The organism is Pseudonocardia halophobica, assembly GCF_050948485.1.
In the GTDB taxonomy this organism is placed as follows: Bacteria; Actinomycetota; Actinomycetes; order Mycobacteriales; family Pseudonocardiaceae; genus Pseudonocardia; species Pseudonocardia halophobica.
Map to the genome: position 1 here is coordinate 6016567 of NZ_CP192046.1, position 21541 is coordinate 6038107.

Annotated in this window: 20 protein-coding genes; 6 read left to right on the forward strand and 14 right to left on the reverse strand. The window is 71.7% G+C overall.

Going from position 1 to position 21541, the window contains the following annotated elements; translation table 11 throughout:
• Positions 1-2: 2 nt before the first annotated feature.
• Positions 3-1142 carry a mandelate racemase/muconate lactonizing enzyme family protein gene (locus ACQP04_RS28720; RefSeq protein WP_433503657.1) on the forward strand — a complete coding sequence of 380 codons (1140 nt, stop codon included), beginning with the start codon at positions 3-5 and terminating at the stop codon, positions 1140-1142.
• A gap of 3 nt (positions 1143-1145) precedes the next feature.
• Here ACQP04_RS28720 and ACQP04_RS28725 read toward each other — a convergent pair whose 3' ends face one another.
• The 4 genes from ACQP04_RS28725 to ACQP04_RS28740 form a co-directional block, all read right to left on the reverse strand.
• Positions 1146-1946 (reverse strand): acetoacetate decarboxylase family protein, encoded by an 801-nt coding sequence (locus ACQP04_RS28725; protein WP_433503658.1) that lies wholly within the window; start codon positions 1944-1946, stop codon positions 1146-1148.
• Between the two features lie 63 nt (positions 1947-2009).
• Positions 2010-2513, reverse strand: a complete 504-nt coding sequence (locus tag ACQP04_RS28730) for a flavin reductase family protein (protein WP_433503659.1) — start codon at positions 2511-2513, stop codon at positions 2010-2012.
• Positions 2510-3847, reverse strand: coding sequence for a bifunctional 3,4-dihydroxy-2-butanone-4-phosphate synthase/GTP cyclohydrolase II (locus ACQP04_RS28735; RefSeq protein ID WP_433503660.1), 1338 nt, complete (start codon positions 3845-3847; stop codon positions 2510-2512). The genes ACQP04_RS28730 and ACQP04_RS28735 overlap by 4 nt, the downstream gene beginning before the upstream one ends.
• An 85-nt stretch (positions 3848-3932) precedes the next feature.
• Positions 3933-5567 carry a sigma-54-dependent Fis family transcriptional regulator gene (locus ACQP04_RS28740; RefSeq protein WP_433503661.1) on the reverse strand — a complete coding sequence of 545 codons (1635 nt, stop codon included), beginning with the start codon at positions 5565-5567 and terminating at the stop codon, positions 3933-3935.
• Positions 5568-5910: 343 nt separating this feature from the next.
• On the opposite strand from ACQP04_RS28740, the gene ACQP04_RS28745 reads away from it, so the two are divergent.
• From ACQP04_RS28745 to ACQP04_RS28760, 4 genes are all read left to right on the forward strand, one after another.
• Entirely contained in the window at positions 5911-6720 is an 810-nt protein-coding gene (locus ACQP04_RS28745) for an N-acyl homoserine lactonase family protein (RefSeq protein WP_433503662.1), read from the forward strand.
• An 89-nt stretch (positions 6721-6809) separates the two neighbouring features.
• The gene (locus ACQP04_RS28750; RefSeq protein WP_433503663.1) at positions 6810-7895 is read left to right on the forward strand and encodes an amidohydrolase family protein; all 1086 of its coding nucleotides are present in this window, start codon (positions 6810-6812) and stop codon (positions 7893-7895) included.
• Positions 7877-8944, forward strand: coding sequence for an amidohydrolase family protein (locus ACQP04_RS28755; protein ID WP_433503664.1), 1068 nt, complete (start codon positions 7877-7879; stop codon positions 8942-8944). Before ACQP04_RS28750 ends, ACQP04_RS28755 begins: the two co-directional genes overlap by 19 nt.
• 23 nt (positions 8945-8967) lie before the next feature.
• Positions 8968-9306 (forward strand): Rieske (2Fe-2S) protein, encoded by a 339-nt coding sequence (locus ACQP04_RS28760; protein ID WP_433503665.1) that lies wholly within the window; start codon positions 8968-8970, stop codon positions 9304-9306.
• Between the two features lie 834 nt (positions 9307-10140).
• Here ACQP04_RS28760 and ACQP04_RS28765 read toward each other — a convergent pair.
• Positions 10141-11466, reverse strand: coding sequence for an MFS transporter (locus ACQP04_RS28765; protein ID WP_433503666.1), 1326 nt, complete (start codon positions 11464-11466; stop codon positions 10141-10143).
• Between the two features lie 106 nt (positions 11467-11572).
• On the opposite strand from ACQP04_RS28765, the gene ACQP04_RS28770 reads away from it, so the two are divergent.
• Positions 11573-12502: a LysR family transcriptional regulator gene (locus ACQP04_RS28770; protein WP_433503667.1), complete on the forward strand. Its 930-nt coding sequence runs from the start codon at positions 11573-11575 to the stop codon at positions 12500-12502.
• Here the strand turns inward: ACQP04_RS28770 and ACQP04_RS28775 are convergent.
• Genes ACQP04_RS28775 through ACQP04_RS28815 form a run of 9 tightly spaced genes read right to left on the reverse strand, consistent with a single transcriptional unit; the run spans position 12486 to position 21322 of the window.
• Positions 12486-12683, reverse strand: coding sequence for a ferredoxin (locus ACQP04_RS28775; RefSeq protein WP_433503668.1), 198 nt, complete (start codon positions 12681-12683; stop codon positions 12486-12488). The two genes, ACQP04_RS28770 and ACQP04_RS28775, sit on opposite strands and share 17 nt — an antisense overlap.
• Positions 12680-13864: a cytochrome P450 gene (locus tag ACQP04_RS28780; RefSeq protein ID WP_433503669.1), complete on the reverse strand. Its 1185-nt coding sequence runs from the start codon at positions 13862-13864 to the stop codon at positions 12680-12682. Before ACQP04_RS28780 ends, ACQP04_RS28775 begins: the two co-directional genes overlap by 4 nt.
• Positions 13861-14979 (reverse strand): hypothetical protein, encoded by a 1119-nt coding sequence (locus ACQP04_RS28785; RefSeq protein WP_433503670.1) that lies wholly within the window; start codon positions 14977-14979, stop codon positions 13861-13863. The genes ACQP04_RS28780 and ACQP04_RS28785 overlap by 4 nt, the downstream gene beginning before the upstream one ends.
• Positions 14976-16295 (reverse strand): MFS transporter, encoded by a 1320-nt coding sequence (locus ACQP04_RS28790; RefSeq protein ID WP_433503671.1) that lies wholly within the window; start codon positions 16293-16295, stop codon positions 14976-14978. Before ACQP04_RS28790 ends, ACQP04_RS28785 begins: the two co-directional genes overlap by 4 nt.
• A complete protein-coding gene (locus ACQP04_RS28795) occupies positions 16292-17509 on the reverse strand; it encodes a cytochrome P450 (RefSeq protein WP_433503672.1) in 1218 nt (405 codons plus the stop codon). Before ACQP04_RS28795 ends, ACQP04_RS28790 begins: the two co-directional genes overlap by 4 nt.
• A gap of 21 nt (positions 17510-17530) precedes the next feature.
• Positions 17531-18451, reverse strand: coding sequence for a 4-hydroxy-tetrahydrodipicolinate synthase (gene dapA, locus ACQP04_RS28800; protein WP_433503673.1), 921 nt, complete (start codon positions 18449-18451; stop codon positions 17531-17533).
• Entirely contained in the window at positions 18448-19368 is a 921-nt protein-coding gene (locus ACQP04_RS28805; RefSeq protein WP_433503674.1) for an ornithine cyclodeaminase family protein, read from the reverse strand. Before ACQP04_RS28805 ends, dapA begins: the two co-directional genes overlap by 4 nt.
• The gene (locus ACQP04_RS28810) at positions 19365-20213 is read right to left on the reverse strand and encodes a fumarylacetoacetate hydrolase family protein (RefSeq protein WP_433503675.1); all 849 of its coding nucleotides are present in this window, start codon (positions 20211-20213) and stop codon (positions 19365-19367) included. Before ACQP04_RS28810 ends, ACQP04_RS28805 begins: the two co-directional genes overlap by 4 nt.
• On the reverse strand, positions 20210-21322 hold the full coding sequence (locus tag ACQP04_RS28815; protein ID WP_433503676.1) for an LLM class flavin-dependent oxidoreductase: 1113 nt from the start codon (positions 21320-21322) through the stop codon (positions 20210-20212). The genes ACQP04_RS28810 and ACQP04_RS28815 overlap by 4 nt, the downstream gene beginning before the upstream one ends.
• Between the last annotated feature and the right edge of the window lie 219 nt (positions 21323-21541).

Here is a 21541-nt window from a genome sequence, read left to right on the forward strand (position 1 = left end):
CGGTGAAGATCGTCGACGTCACCGCGTTCCCCACCTCGTTCCCCGTCAGCCCGCGCGGCGGCGAGCGGCTCGGGATCGGCCGCGCGGTCAAGCGCGACGCGGTGGTCGTGCGCGTGCGCACCGCCGACGGTCTCGTGGGCTGGGGCGAGGCGCACCACGCCCGCTCGCCCGGCACGATCGGGCACCTGATCAACAGTACTATCCGGGAGTTGGTCCTCGGGCTGGACGCGGCCGACGTCGTCGGCGTCTGGCGCACCGTCTACACCGCCCAACTCGCCAGCCACGGGCTCGGCGCCGCAGCCGCGATCGCGCTGAGTGGGATCGACATGGCGCTCTGGGACGTGCGGGGCAAGGCGGCCGGCTGGCCGCTGCACCGGCTGCTCGGCGGCGCAGCCCGTCCGGTCCGGGCCTACGCGGGCGGGGTGGCGCTGGGCTGGAGCGAGCCGGAGGTGCTGCTCGACCAGGTGCGGCCGCTGGTGGAGAGGGGGTACGGGGCCGTCAAGTTGCGGATCGGGGAGGGCCCGGAGCCGGACCTCGCCCGCGTCGCCGCGATCCGCGCCGAGTTCCCCGACCTGGACGTCCTCGTGGACGCGAACACCGCCTACGACCTCGAGGACGTGCGGCGGGTCGCCCCCGGGCTGCGCGAGTACCGGGTCGGCTGGCTGGAGGAACCGTTCCCGCCGCACGACCACCGCAGCTACGCCGAGGCCGCGCGGTTCCTCGGGCTGCCCCTGGCGGCCGGGGAGAACCACTACACGCGCTTCGAGTTCCACCGGCTGATCGAGGACGGTGCCGTCACCGTGCTCCAGCCGGACCTCTCGAAGTCCGGCGGCATCACCGAGGTCCAGCGGATCGCGGCGACGGCATCGGCCTGGAAGCTGCGCGTGCACCCGCACACCGCCTCCACGGGGCTGAACATGGCAGCGACCGTGCACCTGCTCGCGGCGACCGAGAACGCGGGCTACTACGAGGCGGACGTCAGCCACGACAACCTGTTCCGGGACGAGCTGGTGTCACCGCCGCTGCGGGCCCTGCCCGACGGCACGGTGCTCCCGCACGAGGCACCCGGACTCGGCGTCGAGGTCGACGAGGACTTCCTCGCCGCGCACCCGGTGATCGAGGGTCCCGGCTTCGTCCGGTGACCTTCACCCCTCCGCGAGGTAGTCGCGGATCACGCGGCCCATCGAGTAGGTGAAGGTGACGTCGGCCCACATCACCGAGGGCGTCGACAGCGGGGCGAGCGGGGCGAGCCTGGCGGCCGGATGACCCTCCGGGAAGTCGAAGGAGATCTCGTCGACCGTCGCCTCGTACAGGTCGACGACGAACGGCAGCGGTAGCTCGATGAGCTCGCTCAGCGCCGCCCGGCGTCCCTCGGGGCGGGGGATCTGCCGGTGCGCGTAGTAGTTCAGGTGCCCGCCGAGCGTGCCGAGCGGATTGTCGGTCACCGTCGCCCGGGCGGTGATGACATCGGCGCCGTCGACCGTCAGCACCGAGGTCAGGACGCCGTCGTCGACGGTGCCGCGGCGTGTCCCGTACTGCGCCGGGATGCCCGCGCTCTCGCGGGCGTAGGCGATGACCCGCGCGGAGCTGTTCCAGTAATAGGCGAAGAAGCGGCCCGGGATCGGCATCGCGCCCTCCGCCGCAAGGCTGTCGTGCCCCTCGATCTCGACCGTGAGGTAGGTCAGGGAGAACGCCCCGAAGCCGCTGGTCTGCTCGGCGGCAACCTCGTACATGTTCATCTGCACGAGGTTGTTCGAATGTGGGGTCAGCCCCGGTGGCAGCACCTCGGCGAGCGCCTCCGGGTCGGCCTGGTAACCGACGATGAGCATCCGGGCACTGCGGATCAGCTGCGGCGCCGGCGGCGCCCAGACAGTGGGTGGCATGCCCCGGTAGGCGTCGGGACCAGGGGTGCCTCCGGCACCCGGAGCAGGCGGGGGCTCGATCATGGCATTGACGCTAGGGCAACGGGGATCGGTCCCCGTGTCCCATCGGCGGACGCGGCGGCCTCCTCAGACGTGGCTCAGGGGGTGGAACCGCCGGCGGAAGTAGACGGCCGGGAGGTGCTCGCCCAGAACGGTCTCGCGTACCTCGCCCAGCAGGATCGTGTGGTCACCGCCCGGGTGGGCCGCATGGCGGGTGCAGTACAAGGTGACGCAGGCGTTGGGCAGCCTGGGAAGGCCTTCGTCGTCGGCGACGAATCCGGCGTCGGCGAACTTGTCGGCCCCCCGCGTGGCGAAGCGCAGCGCGAGGTCGGCGTGCTCGGGATGGATGACGTGCACGATCCACTGCTCGGCCTGCTGGAACACCGGGTGGCACTCGGCGGTCTCGGCGAGGCAGACCAGCACCAGAGGCGGCTGCATCGACACGGAGCAGAACGAGGTCGCCGTGAACCCCCACCACCGGCCCTCCGGGTCGGACGTGGTGACGATGGTGACGCCGCTGGGGAAGGTCGCCATGGCGTCGCGGAACGCTCGGGCACGGTCCGGAAGGGCCGGTGTGGTCGACGCGCTCATGAGACCTGAGCACCCCCGCTCGGATCGTCGTGAGCGCCCGCCGACAGCCCGCCGAGGTCGTGGTCCATCCGTACCCGCTTGGTGGTGAGGTAGCTGATGTTGTCCGGGTTCGGCGGGGTGACCAGCGGCTCCCGACGGACGATCCGCACCCCGTGCTCGGCGAGCCCGCTCTCCTTGGCCGGGTTGTTGGTCATCAGGCGGACTTGGTCGATGCCGAGGTCGCGCAGGATCTGGGCGCCGACGCCGTACTCCCGGCTGTCTATCGGCAGGCCCTGCACGAGGTTCGCGTCGACCGTGTCCAGCCCGCCGTCCTGCAGCGTGTACGCGCGCAGCTTGTGCGAGAGCCCGATGCCCCGGCCCTCGTGCCCGCGCAGATAGATCACGACGCCCCGGCCCTCGCCCGCGATCCGCTCCAGGGCCCCGTCGAGCTGCTCGCCGCAGTCGCAGCGCCGCGACCCGAAGACGTCCCCGGTCAGGCACTCCGAGTGCACGCGTACCAGGACCGCGGCATCAGGCCCGTCCGTCCCGTTCGTGGGTCGGGAGAGCCGGCCGGTGGTGTCGAGCCCACCGTGCACGAGTGCGACGTGCTCGACGCCGTCGGCGGTGCGGTAGGTCAGCGCGGTGAACTCCCCGTGCGCGGTCGGCACGCGTCCCGCGGCCTCGCGCCGGACGGAAGCCGTCGTCTCGCGGCGACGGCGAACGAGGTCTGCCACCGTCAGTATCACCAGACCGTGCTCGGCGGCGAAGCGCTCGAGCTCGGGGCGGCGGGCCATCGTGCCGTCGTCGTTGGTCACCTCGGCCAACACACCCGCCGGGACGAGGCCGGCGAGCCGGCACAGGTCGACGGCGCTCTCGGTGTGCCCGGGACGGTCGAGTACACCGCCGGGGCGGGCACGCAGGGGGAAGACGTGGCCTGGCCGCGAGAGGTCCCCGGGGCGGGTGGCCGGGTCGGCCAGCGCACGGATCGTCGACGCCCGGTCGGCGCCGGAGACCCCCGTGCTCGTGCCGGACCTGAGGTCGACCGAGACCGTGAAGGCGGTGCCGCGGGGATCGTCGGCGTCCTCGACCATCGGGCTCAACCGGAGCGCGTCGGCGCGCTCGCCGGTAACGCCGACGCAGATCAGGCCGCTGGTGTGGCGGATCATGAACCCGATCGCCTCGGGCGTTGCCAGTTCGGCGGCCATGATCAGGTCGCCCTCGTTCTCACGGTCCTCGTCGTCGAGGACGAGAACCATCCGGCCGCGCCGCAGCTCGGCCAGGGCAGCGTCGACCACGTGGGCCGATCGGTGCGCGCCTGCTGCTCCGTCCGAGCCGGTGCCATGGGTGCGATGCATGGTCCGACGGTAGGAGGGAGGCGGGACCTGGCGGTGTCCGAACCTCGAACACGCGGTCGTCGGCCGCGTGCCCGGCCTCAGAAGCTCAGAAGGTGGTGTTGTCCAGGTCGATGCCGGCGGCCTGCAGCTTGCGGTAGAGCGTGGACCGCGAGATCCCGAGCAGCGCGGCGGCGTCCTTCTTGTTCCCACCGGTCTCGGCCATCGCGTCGAGGATCGCGTGGATCTCGGCCCGTTCGAAGCGGGTGAGCGTGAGACGCGGGGCAGCACGCCGCACCTCCGGAGGCAGGTCGGCGAGCCCGGGGACCGCTCCGCCCGGCGTCGCCTCAAGCACTCGCCCCACCAGCCTCCGCAACTCCCCGATGTTGCCCGGCCAGGACAACCGCATGAGCAGCTGCACGGCCTCGGGTGCGAACCGACGGGGCGCCGCGAACGCTGCGACGAGCGTGGGGATGTCGCGCAGGCGGTTGCGGAGCGGTGGGAGGCGGAGCTGATCGGCGTCGAGCCCGGGCAGCACCATGTCGTCCCAGGACGAGGCGCACGTGAAGGTCGCCGCGCAGCGCCACCCGCGGGCGCCCGCGTCGCCGAGGATCGCCGACAGGCGCCGTCGGGCGAGCCCGTCGAGCAGGTCCAGGTGACGCAGCAGGAGCGCGCCGGGCGGTCCGGCGAGCGCGACGCGCAGCTCGTCGAACCATGCCTCGAGGCCGCTGACCTCGGCGCGCGCGGCGTCGCAGACCAGTGGGTCGTCCCCGCGCTCCCGGAGGAGTGCGGACCCGACCGCGGCCTTGCCGACCCCTGGTTCACCGCACAGCACCAGGGTCCGGGCCGCGAGCGCCGCCCGAGCCGCCCGGCACGCCCAGAGGAAGGCCCGATCCGTACCGGCCAGCCCGTCGGGCGCGACCACGCGGGCGGGGCGCGCCGACGCCGTGGGCTCGGCGGCGGGCCGGATCTCGACCAACGCGCCGATCACCGCACCACCGTCCCGCAGGGGCATGGTCCGGGTCCGGGCACTGCGTCCACCGGGCAGCGGGAGCTCACTGTCGACCGTTCCGTCGGCGCACGACCCGGCCAGCACCCGGGCCACGTGGTCCCACAGGAGCGGCTGGTCCACCCCGTCGAGCAGCCGCGCGGCCTGCGGATTGGTCATCTGCACCCGGTCGTTGAGGACGAGGATCCCGGCATGGGAGCGCCTGCTGCTCGACAGGAAATGCGCCAGCAGCGCGCGCTCCTGGATGGTCTGCTGCTCGAAGAGCCGCTGCTCGATCGCCTTCGCCGTCTGCTCGGCGAGCACGGTCACCAGCCCGTTGTCCCGGTCCGCACCACAGGTGATGTCCACGATGCCCATCGGGCGCCGCGTCAGCGGGTCCATGATCGGCACGCCGACGCAGGTGAACCGGACGAGCTCGTCGACATAGTGCTCGTGGCCGTCGATGCGGGTGGTCCGGCCGAGCTCGACGGCCGTGCCCACGCCGTTGGTCCCCACCGCGTCCTCGGCGAAAACGAAACCGGGGGTGATGTGAAGGGAGTCGAGCGTGTGCAGTAGCCGCCGGTTCTCTACACGGCGCTCAAGGATGCGCGCGTTCGCGTCGGTCAGAAGGAAGCTGACCCCGAGCTCGCCGAGCCTCGCGTTCATCGCGTCGAGGACAGGGCCGGCCGCACGCAGCAGCCGCGACTCCGGATCGACGCCCGGACGGTACGGCGGGGCGAGGCGGTCGGTCGCCACCGACCACCTCGAGCACCGTTGCCACGACGAGGAGATCTCGGCACGCACGCTCACCGGAGCGGTCCCCGACGAGAGGAAGAACTCTCGGTCACGTGCCAGGACGTCGTCCATCACTCGATCCCTTCCACCAGAACTTCGTTGTTCTGCAGGACCAGGGCAGCAGGGCCGCCCGCCTCACGAACGATAGGTCGGAGACGGGGGCCGGAGCTGTCGCAATCTGGGACACGGCCGGGAGGCAAGCTCCTCGTGCCCCAAGTTCGGACACCGGTCACCCCCCTCGAAGCGGTCGAATCGTCGGACGTGCCGTCTTCGGCACACCACACGACCACCTCGGGAGGAAGCGATGGGCGTCACGCTCCGCGGCGTCAACCTGGGCTACATGGGCCTCGACATGTCGCTCCTGGTCAACAAGTCCGAACACGTCGGCGCGCCCTACAACTGCCCGGCGATCGCCTACATCATCGAGACCCCGCAGGGCCGGATCCTCTGGGAGACGGGCCTGTCCGCGCGGTGCCCGGACGAGTGGCTCCCGGAATGGAAGCAGGTCGTCGACCTCGGCGCCGTGACCCCGGAGGCCTGCCTCGAGATCCGGCTCAAGCAGCTGGGCCTCGGACCGGACGACTTCCGCTACGTCATCCAGGGACACATGCACACCGACCATGCCGGCGGGCTGCGGCTCTTCGAGGACGCGGGCGCCGAGATCGTCGTGCACGAGGACGAGTACGGACACATCATGAGCCTCGACGAGGACAAGGACTTCTTCGCCCGCGTCGACTGGGCCTTCCTCGGCGACAAGAAGCCCACGCTCGTGTCGAGCCGCTCCATGGAGATCGCCGACGGGGTGCGCCTGCTGCACCTGCCCGGCCACACCCCTGGGCAGATGGCCCTGCAGCTGCAGCTCGAGACCACCGGCACGGTCCTGCTCACCTCGGACGCCCTCTACCACCACGAGAACTACGTCGAGCCCACCGGTGAGCCGCAGATCTACTGGGACATCGACAAGTGGCGGACCTCCCTGGAGTCGCTCGGGCAGGTCGCCCGGGAGAACGACGCCTGGCTCTTCCCCGGTCACGACGAGACCGGCATCCAGCACTTCGACGGGCGCAAGGAATTGAAGGCGATCCGGTTCGACGAGGGCCACACGTACGCGTAGCCGTCGTCGGTTGGTTCGGCAGGGGCGGCACCACGGATCGGAGGTGGTGCCGCCCGGCCAGGGTGAGGAGGTCCCGGACGGTGGGAACGATGCCCGCGACGACCGGTGCCGTCGACTGCGACGTGCACAACGCCGTTCCCCGGCTCTCCGCCCTGTTCCCGTTCCTGCCGGACAGTTGGGTCGACTACTGCCGGGAGACGGGCGTCGAGGGCTTCGACCCGGCGTTCTACCCACCGGGAGCCCCGCTGTCGGCGCGGCCGGAGAGCCGCACCGGCGACGGGCCGCCCGGTTCGGACCCGGACGTCGTGCGCGCCCACGTCCTCGACTGTGCTGGTGCCCGGTACGCCGTCCTGAACTGCCTCTACGCGGTGCAGGCGCTGCATAATCCGGACTGGGCGGCGAGCATGGCCCGCGCCCTCAACGACTGGCAGGCGGCGACCTGGCTGGCCGCCGACACCCGCTTCCGTGCCTCGATCGTGGTCTCGACGCGCGACCCGCACGCGGCCGCCGAGGAGATCGAGCGGCGGGCTGGGCACGGCTTCGTGCAGGTCCTGCTACCGGCGTCAGCCCCGGCCCCGCTCGGCCAGCGGTCCTACTGGCCGATCTACGCGGCGGCCGAGGCGGCAGGCGTACCGGTGGCGGTACATCCGGGGGTGAGCGGCGCGAACCCACTGTCTCCCGTCGGGTGGCCGTCGCACTACATCGAGGACTACGCCTGCGCGGCGCTCGCGCTGCAGTCCCAGCTCACCAGCATGGTGGCTGAAGGCGTGTTCGCCGCACACCCGGGACTGCAGGTGGTGCTCCTGGAGAGCGGGGTCACCTGGCTGCCCTCGTTGATGTGGCGCTTCGACAAGAACTGGAAAGCCCTGCGCCGCGAGGTGCCCTGGGTCGACCGGCCGCCCTCCCACGTGATCCGCGAGCACCTGCTGCTCAGCGCCACCCCGTTCGACGCGCCGCCCGCACTCGACCGCGCGTGGGTGGACCGGTTCCTCACCCAGCTCGGCTCGGTCCGGATGCTCCTGCACGCCGGCGACTATCCGCACTGGCACCACGGGGACGCGCCCACGGCGCTGCTCGAGCAGCTTTCGCCCGCCGAGCGAGAGCTCGTGCTGTACGGCAACGCGGCACGGCTCTACCGACTGCCCGAGGAGACCGGATGCGCACCGGAGCACTGATCGACTGCGACGTGCACAACGCGGTCTCCGCCGACGCCGAGCTGCAGCCCTACCTGTCGACGCGTTGGCGACGGCACATGGAGCTCGTCGGCTCCCGGACCTTCTCGCCCTTCACCAAGGGCTACGCCTACCCCAAGGCGGCCCGATTCGCCAGCAGGCGCGACGCATGGCCCCCGACCGGCGGCCTGCCCGGCTCGGACCTGGAGTTCATGAAGGAGCAGCTCCTCGACGCCTATCCTGTGGAGCGCGCAGTGCTCAACTGCCTCTACCGCGCCCCGGAACAGCGCCACGACGCCTACGGGGCCGCGCTCGCCACGGCGGTGAACAACTGGCAGGTCGACCAGTGGCTCGAGCGCGACAACCGGCTGCGCGCCTCCATCACGGTGCCGTTCGAGTTCCCCGACCTGGCCTCCGCGGAGATCGACCGCGCCTCCATCTGCCCCGGTTTCGTGCAGGTACTGCTCTACCCGCGGACCACCGCCCCGCTCGGCAGGCGCCAGTACTGGCCGATCTACGAGGCGGCCTGCCGGGCAGGGCTACCGATCGGCATCCACGCCGCCTCGACCACCCCGGGACCCATCACCGCCACCGGCTGGCCGTCGTACTACATCGAGGACCACACCGGGCTCGCCGTCGCCTTCCAGGCCCAGGTCATCAGCCTGATCTTCAACGGCGTGTTCGACCGGTTCCCCGAGCTCCGCGTCGTGCTGCTGGAAGGAGGCTTCGCCTGGGTCCCTGCCTTGGCCCACCGACTCGACGCGCTCCACGCCCGGCTCGGCGAGGAGGTGCCCGATCTGCGGTACCCGCCGTCGCACTACCTGCGCTCGCACATCCGGATCACCACACAGCCCATGGAGGAACCCGAGCGGCCCGGTGACCTGGTGCCGCTGCTCCGCGAGGTCGGCGCCGACATGCTGATGTTCTCGACCGACTATCCACACTGGGACTTCGACAACCCGCACCGGGCCTTCCGCACCCGCGTGCCGGCGGACCTGCACCGGCAGATCATGCACGACAACGCCTGCGCGACCTATCGGCTGGCCGCATGACCGGCTCGAACAGGCACGTCGTCGTGGCGGCCGCCGACGAGATCCCGCCGGGCGGCCGCAAGATCGTCCACATCGACGGACGTTCCGTCGGCGTGTTCAACCTCGGCGACGGCTACGTCGCGCTCCGCAACACCTGCCCGCACGAAGGCGCGCCCTTGTGCGAGGGCGCGTTGTCCGGAGCGCTGACCTCACCGAGACCTGGCGTCTACCACTACGAGCGGCGAGGCGAGATTCTCCGCTGTCCGTGGCACCAGTGGGAGTTCGACCTGCGCACCGGCCGCTCGTGGGTGGACCCGGAGGGGCTCCGGGTGCGCAGCTACTCGGTGACCTCCGAGAATGACGACATTGTCCTTCACCTTTGACGCCCACAGACCGCCCACCAGAGGCGCTCGCCCCCGTCCGGCTCCTTGCTCGCTCCTCCTCCACCACTACCCGACCCCGGTGTTGCCCAAGATCATCATCACCGACCTGTCAGTCAGGGGTGTGGCGTTCGGCGGCGAGCTCGCGGCGGCGGAGACGATCATCGTCGCCCACCACCTGTACAGCGCCGTTGGCGTCATCCCGTGCGGTTCGTGCGCTCCTTCGACGCCCGAGGGGCGACGGCCAACGCGGTTCACGACCGGCTCGCGGGTGGGCGTCGACCTCAACCAGCTGCAGCCCGGACGGCTGCTCCTCGGCCAGCACCGCCGACACCGTCGAGGCCACCCGCCCGATCGCCGTAGCGCTGGCTCAGCGTGGTGCCGCCGTCGTCGGCCGGTCCGGCTGCGGCGAGTCCACGCCGCAAGGCGGCCCGAGGAGCTGAACACCGTGGCGACCCCGCCGCTCTGCAGGGGTCGCCCTGCAGGCGGGACCGCGGCCCGTCGGACTACGGAGGGGCACCTTTGCCGGCCAGGTCGGCCGCCGCTCGGCGTGGTCGGCGTACCAGCCCGCTGCGCGCCGACTTCTCGATCTCGGCGGCTGCCGCCGCGAGCGACTTACCCACCTGGCGGGTGACAAGCGCGGCAGCTCGGTGCAGTCCGCCCGATCTCCCGCGCGAGCGCCCGCAGGAGATCGGCGCGCCGTGGCGGCCGGCTGATTCCCAGGCTCGGGCGGCCGCGCTCATCGCGGCGGGCGCGGACTCCACCGCGGCGTCGTCGTGCGCGGGAGGCAGGCGACGAGCGAGCCACCCGTGGGATCGACGGTCGCGATGAGGATGGTCATGTCTCCACCCGGTCGGGGGTGCGGACCTCTCCGGTGGTGCTGGCGGCGGCGGACCCGACCCGCCGGGCCAGCACGAGGCCGCAGGCCAGGGCGATCGCCAGGATCGCCATGACGTAGACCGACACGGAGATGGACGTCCCGGTCGCGCCGAGGAGCAGGGTGGCCACCGTCGGGCTGATCGCGCTGCCCAGGACGGTGGCGAGCTGGTAGCCGAGGCCCATGCCGGAGAACCGAACCGAGGTGTCGAAGGCGTCGGAGAACAGCGCGGGCAGCACTCCGACTCCTGCGGCGAAGAAGACCCCCCAACCGAGGACGTACGCGAGCACGACCAGCCCGGTCCGTCCACTCGCAACGGCGGCGAACATGAGCGAGACGGCTGTGGCGGTCCCCGCGGCGCCGATGCAGAGCAGGAGGACGCGTCCGAACCGGTCGGACAGCCAGCCGGACAGCGGCGTCGTGACGAGCTGGACCGCGGTGGCGATGGTGACAGCGGTCAGCACGGTGCCGGCGGGGACCCCACCCGCGGTGCGGGCGTAGCCGACCATGTAGGTGATGGCAAGGATGCTGGCCGCGCTGAAGCCGGTGAAGGTGCCGGCGACGAGCAGGACCTCGCGGCGGTGGTGGCGCAGCAGTGAGACGAACGGCGACCGGACGATCGCGTTGTCCCGCCGGGCTGCTCGGAACGACGGTGTCTCGGTGACCTTCAGCCTGATGACCAGGCCGACAGCGACCAGCACGATCGACGCCAGGAAGGGCACGCGCCAGCCCCAGGTGAGCAGCTGCTCCTCCGGCAGTCCGCCGACCAGGGCGAAGGCGGCGCTGCCGAGCAGGACACCCACGGACTGGCCGGTGTGCGGCAGGCTGGCGAACAAGCCGCGGCGGCCCTCGGGGGCGAACTCGAAGGCCATGATGATCGCCCCGCCGTACTCCCCGCCGAAGGCGAAGCCCTGGACCAGCCGGAGGACGAGCAGCAGGATCGGCGCGGCGACGCCGATCTGCGCGTAGCCGGGCAGCAACCCGATCGCCAGGGTCGCACCGCCCATGAGCAGGACGGTCAGGACCAGCATCCGCTTGCGCCCGACGGTGTCGCCGAAATGCCCGATCACGATTCCCCCCAGGGGCCGCGCGAGATAGCCGGCGCCGAAGGTGAGGAAGGCGGACAGGGCCCCGAGCACCGGCGTCATCTCCGGGAAGAACACGTGCGGGAAGACGAGTGCGGCGGCAGTTCCGTAGATGAAGAAGTCGTAGTACTCGACGGAGGTGCCCACCGTGCTGGCGCCGACGACCTGCCAGGCGGATCGAGTGGTGGGGGCTGAGCGCATGGTGGGACTCCTTCGTCCTGGGCGGCTCGTGGTGGGGTGGGCGGGTACGAACGCGCGCGCCATAAGGTCCTAGCGAGTGCTGCGATGTGTGCATAGAGTGCGCCCTATGGACGAGTCGATCACGTTGCGTCGCTTGTCCGTGTTCTGCCTGGTCGTGGACGCGGGTGGGGTGACGCGGGCAGCTGAGCAGTTGCTGGTGGCGCAGCCGAGCGTGTCCGGCCAACTGCGGTCGTTGGAGCGCTCGTTGGGAGCCACTCTGTTCGTCCGGTCCGGCGGCGGCCTGGTGCTGACCGAGGCGGGCGAGCGGGTGTACCAATGGGCGAAGGAAGTGCTGGCGAGCAGCGTCCAGGTCCAGCGAGACGTCGACGACCTGGTCGCCGGGACCGCCGGCTCGCTCGTCGCGGCCGCGAGCATGGCCATCGGCACGTACCTGCTACCCCCGGTCATGACCGCGTTGCGGGCCGAGCGGACCGGGGCCGACATCACGGTGCAGATCAGCGAACCGGAGATCGCTCTCCGCGCGACCCAGCGGGGCACCGTCGACCTCGCCGTGACCAGCTGGATCGAGGGCGAGATGCCTGATGCGCTGGTCGGCGAGAAGCTCTGGGAGGAGCCGATCGTGGTGTGCGCCAGCCCGAACGGCCCGCCCCACTCGGACTCGGTGACCCTCGCCGAGCTGGCGGGACTCCCGCTCGTCGGGGTCCCGACCGGCGTCTCCTACCACCGGATGCTGGTGGAGCAACTCCGCGCGCACGGCGTCCCCGAACTTCCGGCCGTGATCCGGCTGGGTCACGCCGAGGCCATCAAGGAGGCTGTGGCGGCGAACGGCTGGGTCAGCCTGTCGGTCGGGTACACGATGCGCGCGGACCTGGCTTCGGGACGGCTGCGAGCCGTCCGGATCCGGGACGCGCACCTGGTCGAGGGCATCGGGCTCTACCACCGGGAGGCGAAGTACTTCTCCCCCCTGCAGTCGGCGGCGATCGAGGCGCTGCGCGAGCTCGGGCGCTCACGACGCGCCGTTACCCGCGGACCGTGATGGCCCTCGCCGGGCAGTCCGCTGCGGCCTCCCGCACAGCGTCGCGGTCGGGCTCGATCGGACGGCCGGGCCGCAGGAAGGCGATGCCGGTGTCGGCGTGGAGGTCGAAAACCTCGGGTGCCGCCACCAGGCAGTTGCCATAGCCGCAGCAGGCGGTCTCGTCGATCTCGACGTCGGTCATGTCTCCTCCTCGAAACGCAGTGGCAGGCGGGTGAGGCCGAGATGGTTGCCGCCCTGGAGGTTGCTCCAGGCCGGCGGGCCGGCCGAGCGCAATGGCGGTTTCGCCGCCAGCTCCTCGAGCAGCAGGACGAGCTCGGTGCGCGCCAGCGGTGCACCGATGCACTGGTGGATGCCCCAGCCGAAGGCGAGGTGTCCGCGGGCGTCGCGGTCGGGGTCGAACCGGTCCGAGTTCGGGAAGCGCTCCGGATCGCGGTTGGCTGCGGCGAAGGACAGCAGCACCGCGTCCCCCTCCGCCACCGCGGTCCCGCCGATCTGCGCGGGGCACGTGGCCCGCCGGGCGAAGTTCTGCGCCGGGCTGCGGTGGCGCAGCATCTCCTCCACGAACGCCCGGGCGCGCGTGGGGTCGGCCCGCAGTGCGGCCTGGGCCTCGGGATGTTCCACCAGCAGCCACGCCAGGGTGGCTGCCGCGTTCATCGTCGTCTCGTGACCCGCGACGGCGAAGGTCGCCAGGATCCCGACCTGCTCGTCCTCCCGGATCGGACGACCCTCGATCTCCGCGTGCAGCAGCGAACCGACGAAGTCGTCCCGAGGTCGGGCACGATGGTCGGCGAGCTCGGCACGCATCAGCTCCCACAGCCGCCGGTGGGACTCCGCGGGATCGGCGTCGACGTACCGGCTCCACAGCTCCTCGGTCAGTGCGCGGAACTGCGCCACCGTCTCCCCGGAGAACCCGACCAGCTCGGTCAGCACCTGCAGCGGCAGTGGCAGGGCGACTGCGGAGACGAAGTCCCCTCCTCCCGCCGCGGCGAAGTCGTCGACGAGACGGGTCACGACCTCGGCGAGGAAGGGACGTAGCGCCCGGACCCGTGCAGGGGACAGGGCCTCGGCCATCAGCGCCCGGTAGGCGGTGTGCAGGGGCGGGTCGAAGTCGATCGGTATCGCCCGCCTGGTCCCGTCGGTGGGGATGCGGTGCCCGGACGCCGAGGAGAACGTGGCCGGATCGCGCAGTGCCGTCCGGACCTCGTCGTACCTCGTGACCAGCCAGAACCCGTCGCGGTCCGGTGCGCGCACCGTGCCGCCGAGGTTCCGTGCGGCGCGATAGCGGTCCCAGACGGCCGGCTCGGTCAGCTCCGGATCGTAGGGATCGAAGCCGAACCCGGTCGAGTCGGCGATGGTGCTCACGTTCCGGCCTCGCGCGGCCCGACGAACCCGGTCTGCCCCTCCTCCGAGCCCAGAGCGAGCACCGGCCCGTCCAGCTGCTCCTGCCACACCAGCGACTCCATGCCGATGTGCAACGGGTGGTCCTGGACCGTGTAGACGCCGAGCCCTTCGGGGCCCTGGTAATGGGCGTGCTCGAGCCAGCCCGGCGCCGAGAGCAGCAGGTCGCCCGCCTCCCACTCGATCGTCCGGCCGTCGACGACGCTCTCCCCACGCCCCGCGAAGTGGTAGTTGATCGCAACGGAGGAGTGCCGGTGGCCGCGCCCGCGACGGCGCGGCGGCGCACCCGGGGGCATGAAGGATGCGGTGACGAAGAAGCTGTGGGTCGCACCCTGTCGCCGCTGGGTCGCCGGGTTGTAGAGCGCCATGATCGTGCGCTTGCCGTCCCCCGGCTCCCGGGAGAGGTGCTGTCCGACCTCGGCCCACGGCCAGTGCAGCGCCCGGGACTCGACGACCTCGATGTCCACGAGGAACTCGTAGCCGCGCAGCCGCGCGCCCTCGTCGCCGATGGCGAAGTCCGGCGCGGTGCCCCGGGTGTAGGTGGCCGGTGCGTCGGAGGTCCTCGGCTTGGGCTCCCACGACTCGGGCAGGTCCTCGGCGTAGTGCACGCCGAGCTTCTCCAGCAGAGGGGCATTGGAGTAGCTCAGCCGGGCCCACACGTCGTCGCCGTCGTTGCGGAACCGAAAGCCCTGCATGGACGGGATGTTGGCGACGTCGAGGTGCGCGAGCGCGATCTCGTCGTCCTGCACGGTGATCCGGCCGCTGCCGCGGATGCCGATCTCGACCCGGTGTGCGTTCTCCCGCAGGGGCGCGGTCTCCTCGCCTGGCTTGAGGACCTCGATCGTCACGGACACCCCGGGTGCGAGGCCCAGCCCGGGAGCGGTGGCCGCGGGGTGCACGATCCGGCTCGCCCGCCGGCCGTTGACGGGGCGGGGCGCGGCGGCGAGCCGGTCGATCTCCGACTCGATCAGCGCGCGCGGGATCTTGATCGGGTCCCAGGGCTGCGGCGTGGCGGCGGGCCGGTCGCTCACGTCGACCAGGCGCGCGGCGGTGTCGGGACGGTCGTCGGTGAGGCTCATGAGGAGTTCCCTTCGAGTTGACGGCTGGTCGTCGCCGGGGCGACGGCCGGATGGGGACTGCGCAGCGTGACGACGCACAGCAGGGTCAGCAGCCCGAGGAACACGAGGTAGGCCGACACGGCCGTGGCGGCGCCGGTGGCCCCGTACAGGACGGTGGCGACGATCGGGGACAGGGCGCCGCCGAGGACACCGCCGATCGCGTAGGCCACCGAGGATCCGCTGTAGCGGACCGCGACGGGATAGGCCTCGGTCAGGAAGGCGCCGTAGGGCCCGGTGGCCAGCCCGATCCCGATGCCGGAGACCACGCATGCCAGCGTGGACGCGCCGACCGAGCCGGTGTCGAGCAGCCAGAAGTACGGGAACGCCCAGACCGTCAGCAGGCCGGAGCCGACGATCAGGAGGGTCCGTCTGCCGTACCGCTCGGCCAGCAAGGCCGACACGGTGATGGCGGCGGCCCAGGCCAGTGCCGTGCCGATGGAGATCGCCAGCATGGCCGAGGCGGGCACCAGCTGCTCCGCGGCGACGTAGCTCAGCGTGAAGACGAGCACGACGTTGCCCAGCCCGGAGCCGATCAGGTTGAGCCCTGAGGCGGACAGGAGCACCCGGGGGGCCCGCAGGACCTCGGCCAGCGGCGCCCGGCGGACCTCCTGCCGGGTGCGGACCTGGCGGAACTCCGGGCTCTCGTCCAGCTTCAGCCGAAGGACCAGACCGAACGCGACCAGAACGGCGGAGGCCAGGAACGGGACCCGCCATCCCCAGGCGGCGAAGCCGGCCTCGGACAGCGTGAGGCGGGTCAGGAGGAACACCAGGCTCGCGAGCACGACCCCGAGCGGTAGGCCGAGCTGGGGGAAGGAGCTGTAGACGACGCGACGGTTCGGCGGTGCGTGTTCGAGGGCGAGCAGCGTGGCGCCGCCCCACTCCCCGCCGACGCCGAGACCCTGGGCGAACCGGAGGACCACGAGCAGGATCGGCGCGGCAATCCCGATCGAGGCGTAGGTCGGCAGGACACCGATCAACGCCGTGCCCACGCCCATGATCAGCAGCGACAGGACGAGCATGCTGCGTCGCCCGATCCGGTCCCCGAAGTGCCCCATCACCGCTCCCCCGACCGGCCGGGCGACGAACCCGACGGCGTAGGTGGACAGCGCGGCGATGGTCCCGGCGACCGGCGAGGCACCCGGGAAGAACTGCGGCGCGAACACCAACGCGGCCGCGGTGCCGTAGATGAAGAAGTCGTACCACTCGATGGTGGTGCCGACGAGGCCGGCGAACGCGACCCGGCGAGCGCTCGGGGAGGTCCGTGTGGCTGCAGTCATCGCGCACCGAACCGCACGGGCAGCGACGTCAAGGACGGGAAGATGAGGGACGGGTGACGCTCGGCCTCCCCATCGAGGTCGATCGCACTCACCCGGTCGGCCAGACCGGCGAGCGTCTCTGCGAGTTGGATCCGGGCGAGCGGCGCGCCGAGGCAGTGGTGCAGGCCCATCCCGAAGGCGAGATGGCGGGAGGCGTTCGGCCGGTCCGGGTCCATCCGGTACGGATCCGGGAACGCCCGTTCGTCGGTGTTGGCCGCGCCGACCACGACCAGGACCTGCTCGCCGGCGGGGAGCACGCTGCCGTCGGAGGTCACGACGTCCTCCACGGGTATGCGGTTCGCCACCTGCACCGGTGCGCGGAGCCGGAGCAGCTCCTCGCGGATGCCGACGCGGGTCGCGGGGTCGCGCCGAGCGGCCTGGAGGAGTTCCGGTCGCGCGGCGAGGTACTCCACCAGGTTGCCGAGTGACGTGCGGGTCGTCTCGAAGCCCGCGTCGAGCACGGTGTGCATCAGCGAGAGCACCTCGTCATGGCTCAGCCGGCCCTCGGACTCGGCGACGAGCAGCCGCTCGACCAGCGGAGTGGGCCGGGTGGTGCGGCCGAGGAACCCGTCGAAGTAGTCGAAGTAGAACTGGGAGACCTGGTCGAGCCGGGCCTGCTGGGCGGGCTCCAACGGGAACGGCGAGAAGATCATCAGGAACTCGACCTGGGTGTCCGACATGAGCGCCCAGTCCTCGTCCGGCATGCCGATGAGCAGCCGCAGCACCCCGCGGGGGATGCGTGCGGCGAACTCCGCGACGGCGTCGAACGGCTGCCCGTCGACCAGGATCCGGTCCAGCTCGGCGGCCACCTCGGCGGCCGCGGCCGTTCGCAGCTCCTCCGAGCGGCGTGCGGTGAACAGCGGCGCGACGATCCCGCGGAGCCGTCGGTGTACCTCGCCGTCCGTCTGCACCATGTTGGCGCGCAGCCGGCGGGCCGCGGGCCCGGCCGGGAACCAGGCGGGAAGGTCCGTGCCGGGCGCCTGCATTCGCCCGGCGGGATCGCGCAGCACGGTCTCGGCGTCGGCGTGGCGCGAGACGATGCGGGTGGGACCGGCCTGCAGGACCGGGAAGTCGTCCCGGAGTGTGCGGTAGACCTCGGTCCGGTCGCCGGCCAGCCAGTCGGGATCGGCGAACGCGGTGAGCGGGTCGGGGGCGGTGGTGGGGGCGGTCGTCATCGTCAGCTCCCTGAGGACCGGTCAGCAGGTGTCGAGCAGGTGTGCGCCCTGGTCGAGCAGGACGCGGACCCGGGGCTCGCCCGCGGGCGAGAGCGGAAGCAGCGGCGGTCGGACGTGGGAGGAGGCGATCCGCCCGTGCCGCTGGAGGACCCACTTGGCCGGGGCCGGGTTGGTCTCCACGAACAGCAGGTCGACGAGCGGATGCAGGCCGTAGTGCAGCTCGCGGGCCCTCTCCTGGTCGCCTGCTTCCCAGGCCTGGTACATCTGCGCAACCGCGACCGGGGCGAGGTTGGCGACGGCGCTGATGAACCCCGCCCCGCCCAGGGCGAGCAGCGGCAGCCCGAGCAGCTCGATCCCGGACCAGACGAGCAGCTCCCTGCCGCACAGATGCAGCACGCGGGAGAAGTGCTCGAAGTCCTTCGTCGTCTCCTTGATCCCGACCAGGTTGTCGTGCTCGGCGAACAGCCGCGCGACCGTCTCCGGCGCGACGTCCACCGCCGTCCGGGAGGGCACGTTGTAGATCACGATCGGCAGGTCCGGAAACTCGCGGGCGATCGTCGCGTACCACGTGACCAGCGCGTCCTGGGTCGGACGGGCGTAGTACGGGGTGATCACGAGCGCGGCGTCCGCACCCGCGTCCCGCGCCGCCCCGGTGATCTCCATCGTCTCGTCCAGCTTCGCCGAACCGGTACCGGGCAGGAAGGGGACGGCGTCGTCCACCTCCTCGGCCACCGCGCGGATCGCGGCGATCCGCTCCGCGGCGGTCTGGGCTCCCGGCTCCCCGGTCGAGCCCCCGATCGAGACGCCGTGCGAGCCGGACTCCAGCTGCCAGCGGACGAGCCGCCGCAAGGAGTCGAGGTCGAGGTCCCCGTCATCGGTGAACGGCGTGATCACCGGTGCGATCGACCCCCGGATCCGTGCCGGGTCGCTGCGGAACTTCACCGGACACCGCCCACGAGCACTCGCGCCACCGCCAGATCGGACAGCCCCATCCCCATCCCCTTGAACACCGTGCAGCGCGGCCGCTCCGGCCGCGTGACCTTGCCGACGACGACGTCGCCGAGCGTGTGCACGGCCGCCCAGTCCTCGCCGTAGAACTCCCGCAGCTCACGCGAGCCGCGTTGCGCGTTGGGCTCGCTGTCGACGACGGTCAGCGCCGACGCCGCGAGCACGTCCGACTCGAACTCCGCATTGCCGGGCAGGATCGCGCCGACCGCGTTGAGGTGCGCTCCGGAGGCCAGGTGGCCGGCGCGGAGGAAGGGTTCGGTCGCGCGGGTGATCAGTGTGACGATCGGGCAGTCGGTGGTTGCCGCAGCCACGTCCGGCGCCACGACGGCATCGAGCCCCAGCTGCGCTCGCACCTGGTCGGCCAGCGCCTCCGCATTCTCCCGCGTGCGGTTCCACACCCGGACCCGACGCAGCTCCCGAACCATGGATACGCTCTCCACCTGCCGGAACGCCTGGCGTCCCGCGCCGAGCACGGCGAACTCGTCGGCCGCGGGATCGGCGAGGAACCGGGTGGCGATCCCCGAGATCGCCGCGGTGCGCAACGCACCCGCCGCGCCCGCCTCGGCCACACCGAGGGTGCGTCCGTCCGTGGCCGAGAAGAGTGTCATCAGCGCGCTCGCCCCGGCCGGGGTGTTCACCCAGGTCTTGAACAGCGCCAGATCGGACTCCAGATCCACGGCGCCGAGGGCGTGGGCGCTGCCCGCCGTCGGTTCGGCGGGCCAGGTCGCCATCGTCTTGTCGATGTTCCAGGCTCCGCCGCGGGACTCGTGGCCGAGCACGTCGGTCAGCGAGTCGATGACCGCCCGCACCCCGATCTCCGCCCGGACCTCCTGTTCCGACCAGACCCTCATCGTGCTCCTCCCATCTCGGCCGCCACCGGCTCGTCGACGACCCCGTGGCGCAGCACGCCCACCCCGTGGACCTCGACCTCCAGCCGGTCACCCGGCCGCAGGAACCGGGGTGGCCGTCGGCGCAGGCCGATGCCCTTCGGCGTCCCGGTCGCGATGACGTCGCCCGCGCGGAGCAGTGTGAAGGTGCTGACGTAGGCCACCAGCCGCGGGACGTCGAAGACCAGGTTCGCGGTGGTGTCGTCCTGGGCCTGCTCGCCGTTGAGCCGGGTGGTCACCCGCCACGGCCCTCGGCCGATCTCGTCCAACGTCGTCAGCCAGGGGCCGAGGGCCCCGCTGCCCGCCCAGTTCTTGCCCGCCGTGGCCTGCACCGAGTGCGCCTGCCAGTCCCGGACGCTGTTCTCGGCCATGCAGGTCACGCCGGCGACGTGCGACCAGGCCTGGTCCTCGGCGATCCGTCGCCCCGACCGGCCGATCACGATCGCGGCCTCGCCCTCCCAGTCCAGGCTCTCCTCACCCGCGGGTCGGACGACCGGGGTGCCCGCGCCCACGACGGAGTCCGGGAACCGCGTGAACAACGTGGGCTGCGCCGGCACGTCACGACCGGACTCTCGGGCGTGCGCTTCGTAGTTCATGCCGACGCAGAGGATCTTGGCGTCCTCACGCATCGGAGGCTCCCAGGTGACCTGGTCGACTGGGATCCGCTCGTCCGCGGGCTGTGCGCCGACGGGATCACCGAGGAGAGCCTCGAACGACGAGATCCGGGGATCGAGCCGCGCCACGACCTCGCCCTCGACCACGCCGAACGCGGGGGCGCCGGTGGGCAGGCGGAAGCGAGCGAGCCTCACGGCGCGGTCACCGGGGCCCGCAGGCCGGCCTTCTCCAGCCGGGGCACGACGTCGCGGACGAAGTCGGCGATGCCGGCGTCGTAGTCCACCCAGGTCAACAGCGCGCCGTCGATGCCCGCGGCGCTGAGCATCTCCAGCCGCTCCGCGATCGTCTCCGCGGTGCCGACGAGTGGGAAGCCGCCCGCGCCCGCGGCGAACCGCTGCCGCATCATCGCCAGGATCTCCGGTGGCATGAGCTGGGTGTTCGCGCCCTGCAGGCGCATCCAGGCGTCGACGCTCTCGGTGTCCTCGTACTCGACCGAGAACCGCCGCAGGTAGGCCTCGGCCGCGGCCTGGTCGTCCCGCTGGACGACCACCGTGTGGGTCCAGACCTGCACCTCACGCCCGAAGTCCTCGCGGGCCATGCGCTTGTAGTCCGTGACCTGCTTGCGCACCCCCGCCTCGTCCTCGGACTGCACGATCACGAAGCACAGGTCGGCGTGCTCGGCAGCGAACCGCATACCACGCGGCGACCCGCCGGCGTTCATGATCGGAATCCGGGGCTGTGCCGGCTTGGGCAGCGAGACCCCACCCACGACGTCGAAGAACCGGCCGTGGAAGTCGAACTCCTCGGTCTCAGCCCACAGCCGCCGGATCACCTCGAGCCACTCCTGCAGGTGGTCGTAGCGCTCGTCGTGCTCACGCAGCGGCGCGCCGAACATCTCCAGCTCCGGCTTGTTCCACCCACCGACGACGTTGAGCGCGAAGCGCCCGCCGGAGATGAGATCCACTGTGGCCGCCTGCTTGGCAGCGACGATCGGATGCACCGTCGGGGCGTGGGAGGTCGCGAAGACCCCGATCCGCTCCGTCGCTGCGGCGATCCCCGCGGCCCAGGTGAACGGATCCATCACGGCCCCGGACGAGTGCTGCGGCCGATTCTCCGGATAGCCCTTCCACCGCGCGAAGGGGACCACCGCCTCGAAACCCGCCGCGTCCGCCGCCCGAGCGGTGCGGAGCGAGAAGTCCCAGCTGGCAGTGTGGGCCTCGGGGACCAGGGTCTGGGAGGCACCACGCCCGTTCGTGCAGAACAACCCCAGCTTGAGGGCATTGTCGCCCAGCAGCGGATTCATTGACGAACCTCCTCGTCCGGCATGGCGACGACAGTAGGAAGTCCGAGCGCCATCAGTCCAAGACGAACTTGCCGAGGAGGCCATAAGGGCTCGCCTATTCCGACTGCCTGAGCTGCATCTGTCGTGTGGGCGTGGTCCACACCTCGTCCCTTGCGCACGAGCTGGGGCCGGGAGGCGGCGACACGACCTGCACCGCCGCTTCACCGCCCAGACCGGGAC

Coding starts and splice junctions, on each gene's coding strand:
- ACQP04_RS28725 (WP_433503658.1), bottom strand. CDS start 1,946: ATGATCGAGCCCCCGCCTGCTCCGGGTGCCGGAGGCACCCCTGGTCCC.
- ACQP04_RS28730 (WP_433503659.1), bottom strand. CDS start 2,513: ATGAGCGCGTCGACCACACCGGCCCTTCCGGACCGTGCCCGAGCGTTC.
- ACQP04_RS28735 (WP_433503660.1), bottom strand. CDS start 3,847: ATGCATCGCACCCATGGCACCGGCTCGGACGGAGCAGCAGGCGCGCAC.
- ACQP04_RS28745 (WP_433503662.1), top strand. CDS start 5,911: ATGGGCGTCACGCTCCGCGGCGTCAACCTGGGCTACATGGGCCTCGAC.
- ACQP04_RS28750 (WP_433503663.1), top strand. CDS start 6,810: ATGCCCGCGACGACCGGTGCCGTCGACTGCGACGTGCACAACGCCGTT.
- ACQP04_RS28755 (WP_433503664.1), top strand. CDS start 7,877: ATGCGCACCGGAGCACTGATCGACTGCGACGTGCACAACGCGGTCTCC.
- ACQP04_RS28765 (WP_433503666.1), bottom strand. CDS start 11,466: ATGCGCTCAGCCCCCACCACTCGATCCGCCTGGCAGGTCGTCGGCGCC.
- ACQP04_RS28770 (WP_433503667.1), top strand. CDS start 11,573: ATGGACGAGTCGATCACGTTGCGTCGCTTGTCCGTGTTCTGCCTGGTC.
- ACQP04_RS28775 (WP_433503668.1), bottom strand. CDS start 12,683: ATGACCGACGTCGAGATCGACGAGACCGCCTGCTGCGGCTATGGCAAC.
- ACQP04_RS28785 (WP_433503670.1), bottom strand. CDS start 14,979: ATGAGCCTCACCGACGACCGTCCCGACACCGCCGCGCGCCTGGTCGAC.
- ACQP04_RS28790 (WP_433503671.1), bottom strand. CDS start 16,295: ATGACTGCAGCCACACGGACCTCCCCGAGCGCTCGCCGGGTCGCGTTC.
- ACQP04_RS28795 (WP_433503672.1), bottom strand. CDS start 17,509: ATGACGACCGCCCCCACCACCGCCCCCGACCCGCTCACCGCGTTCGCC.
- ACQP04_RS28805 (WP_433503674.1), bottom strand. CDS start 19,368: ATGAGGGTCTGGTCGGAACAGGAGGTCCGGGCGGAGATCGGGGTGCGG.
- ACQP04_RS28815 (WP_433503676.1), bottom strand. CDS start 21,322: ATGAATCCGCTGCTGGGCGACAATGCCCTCAAGCTGGGGTTGTTCTGC.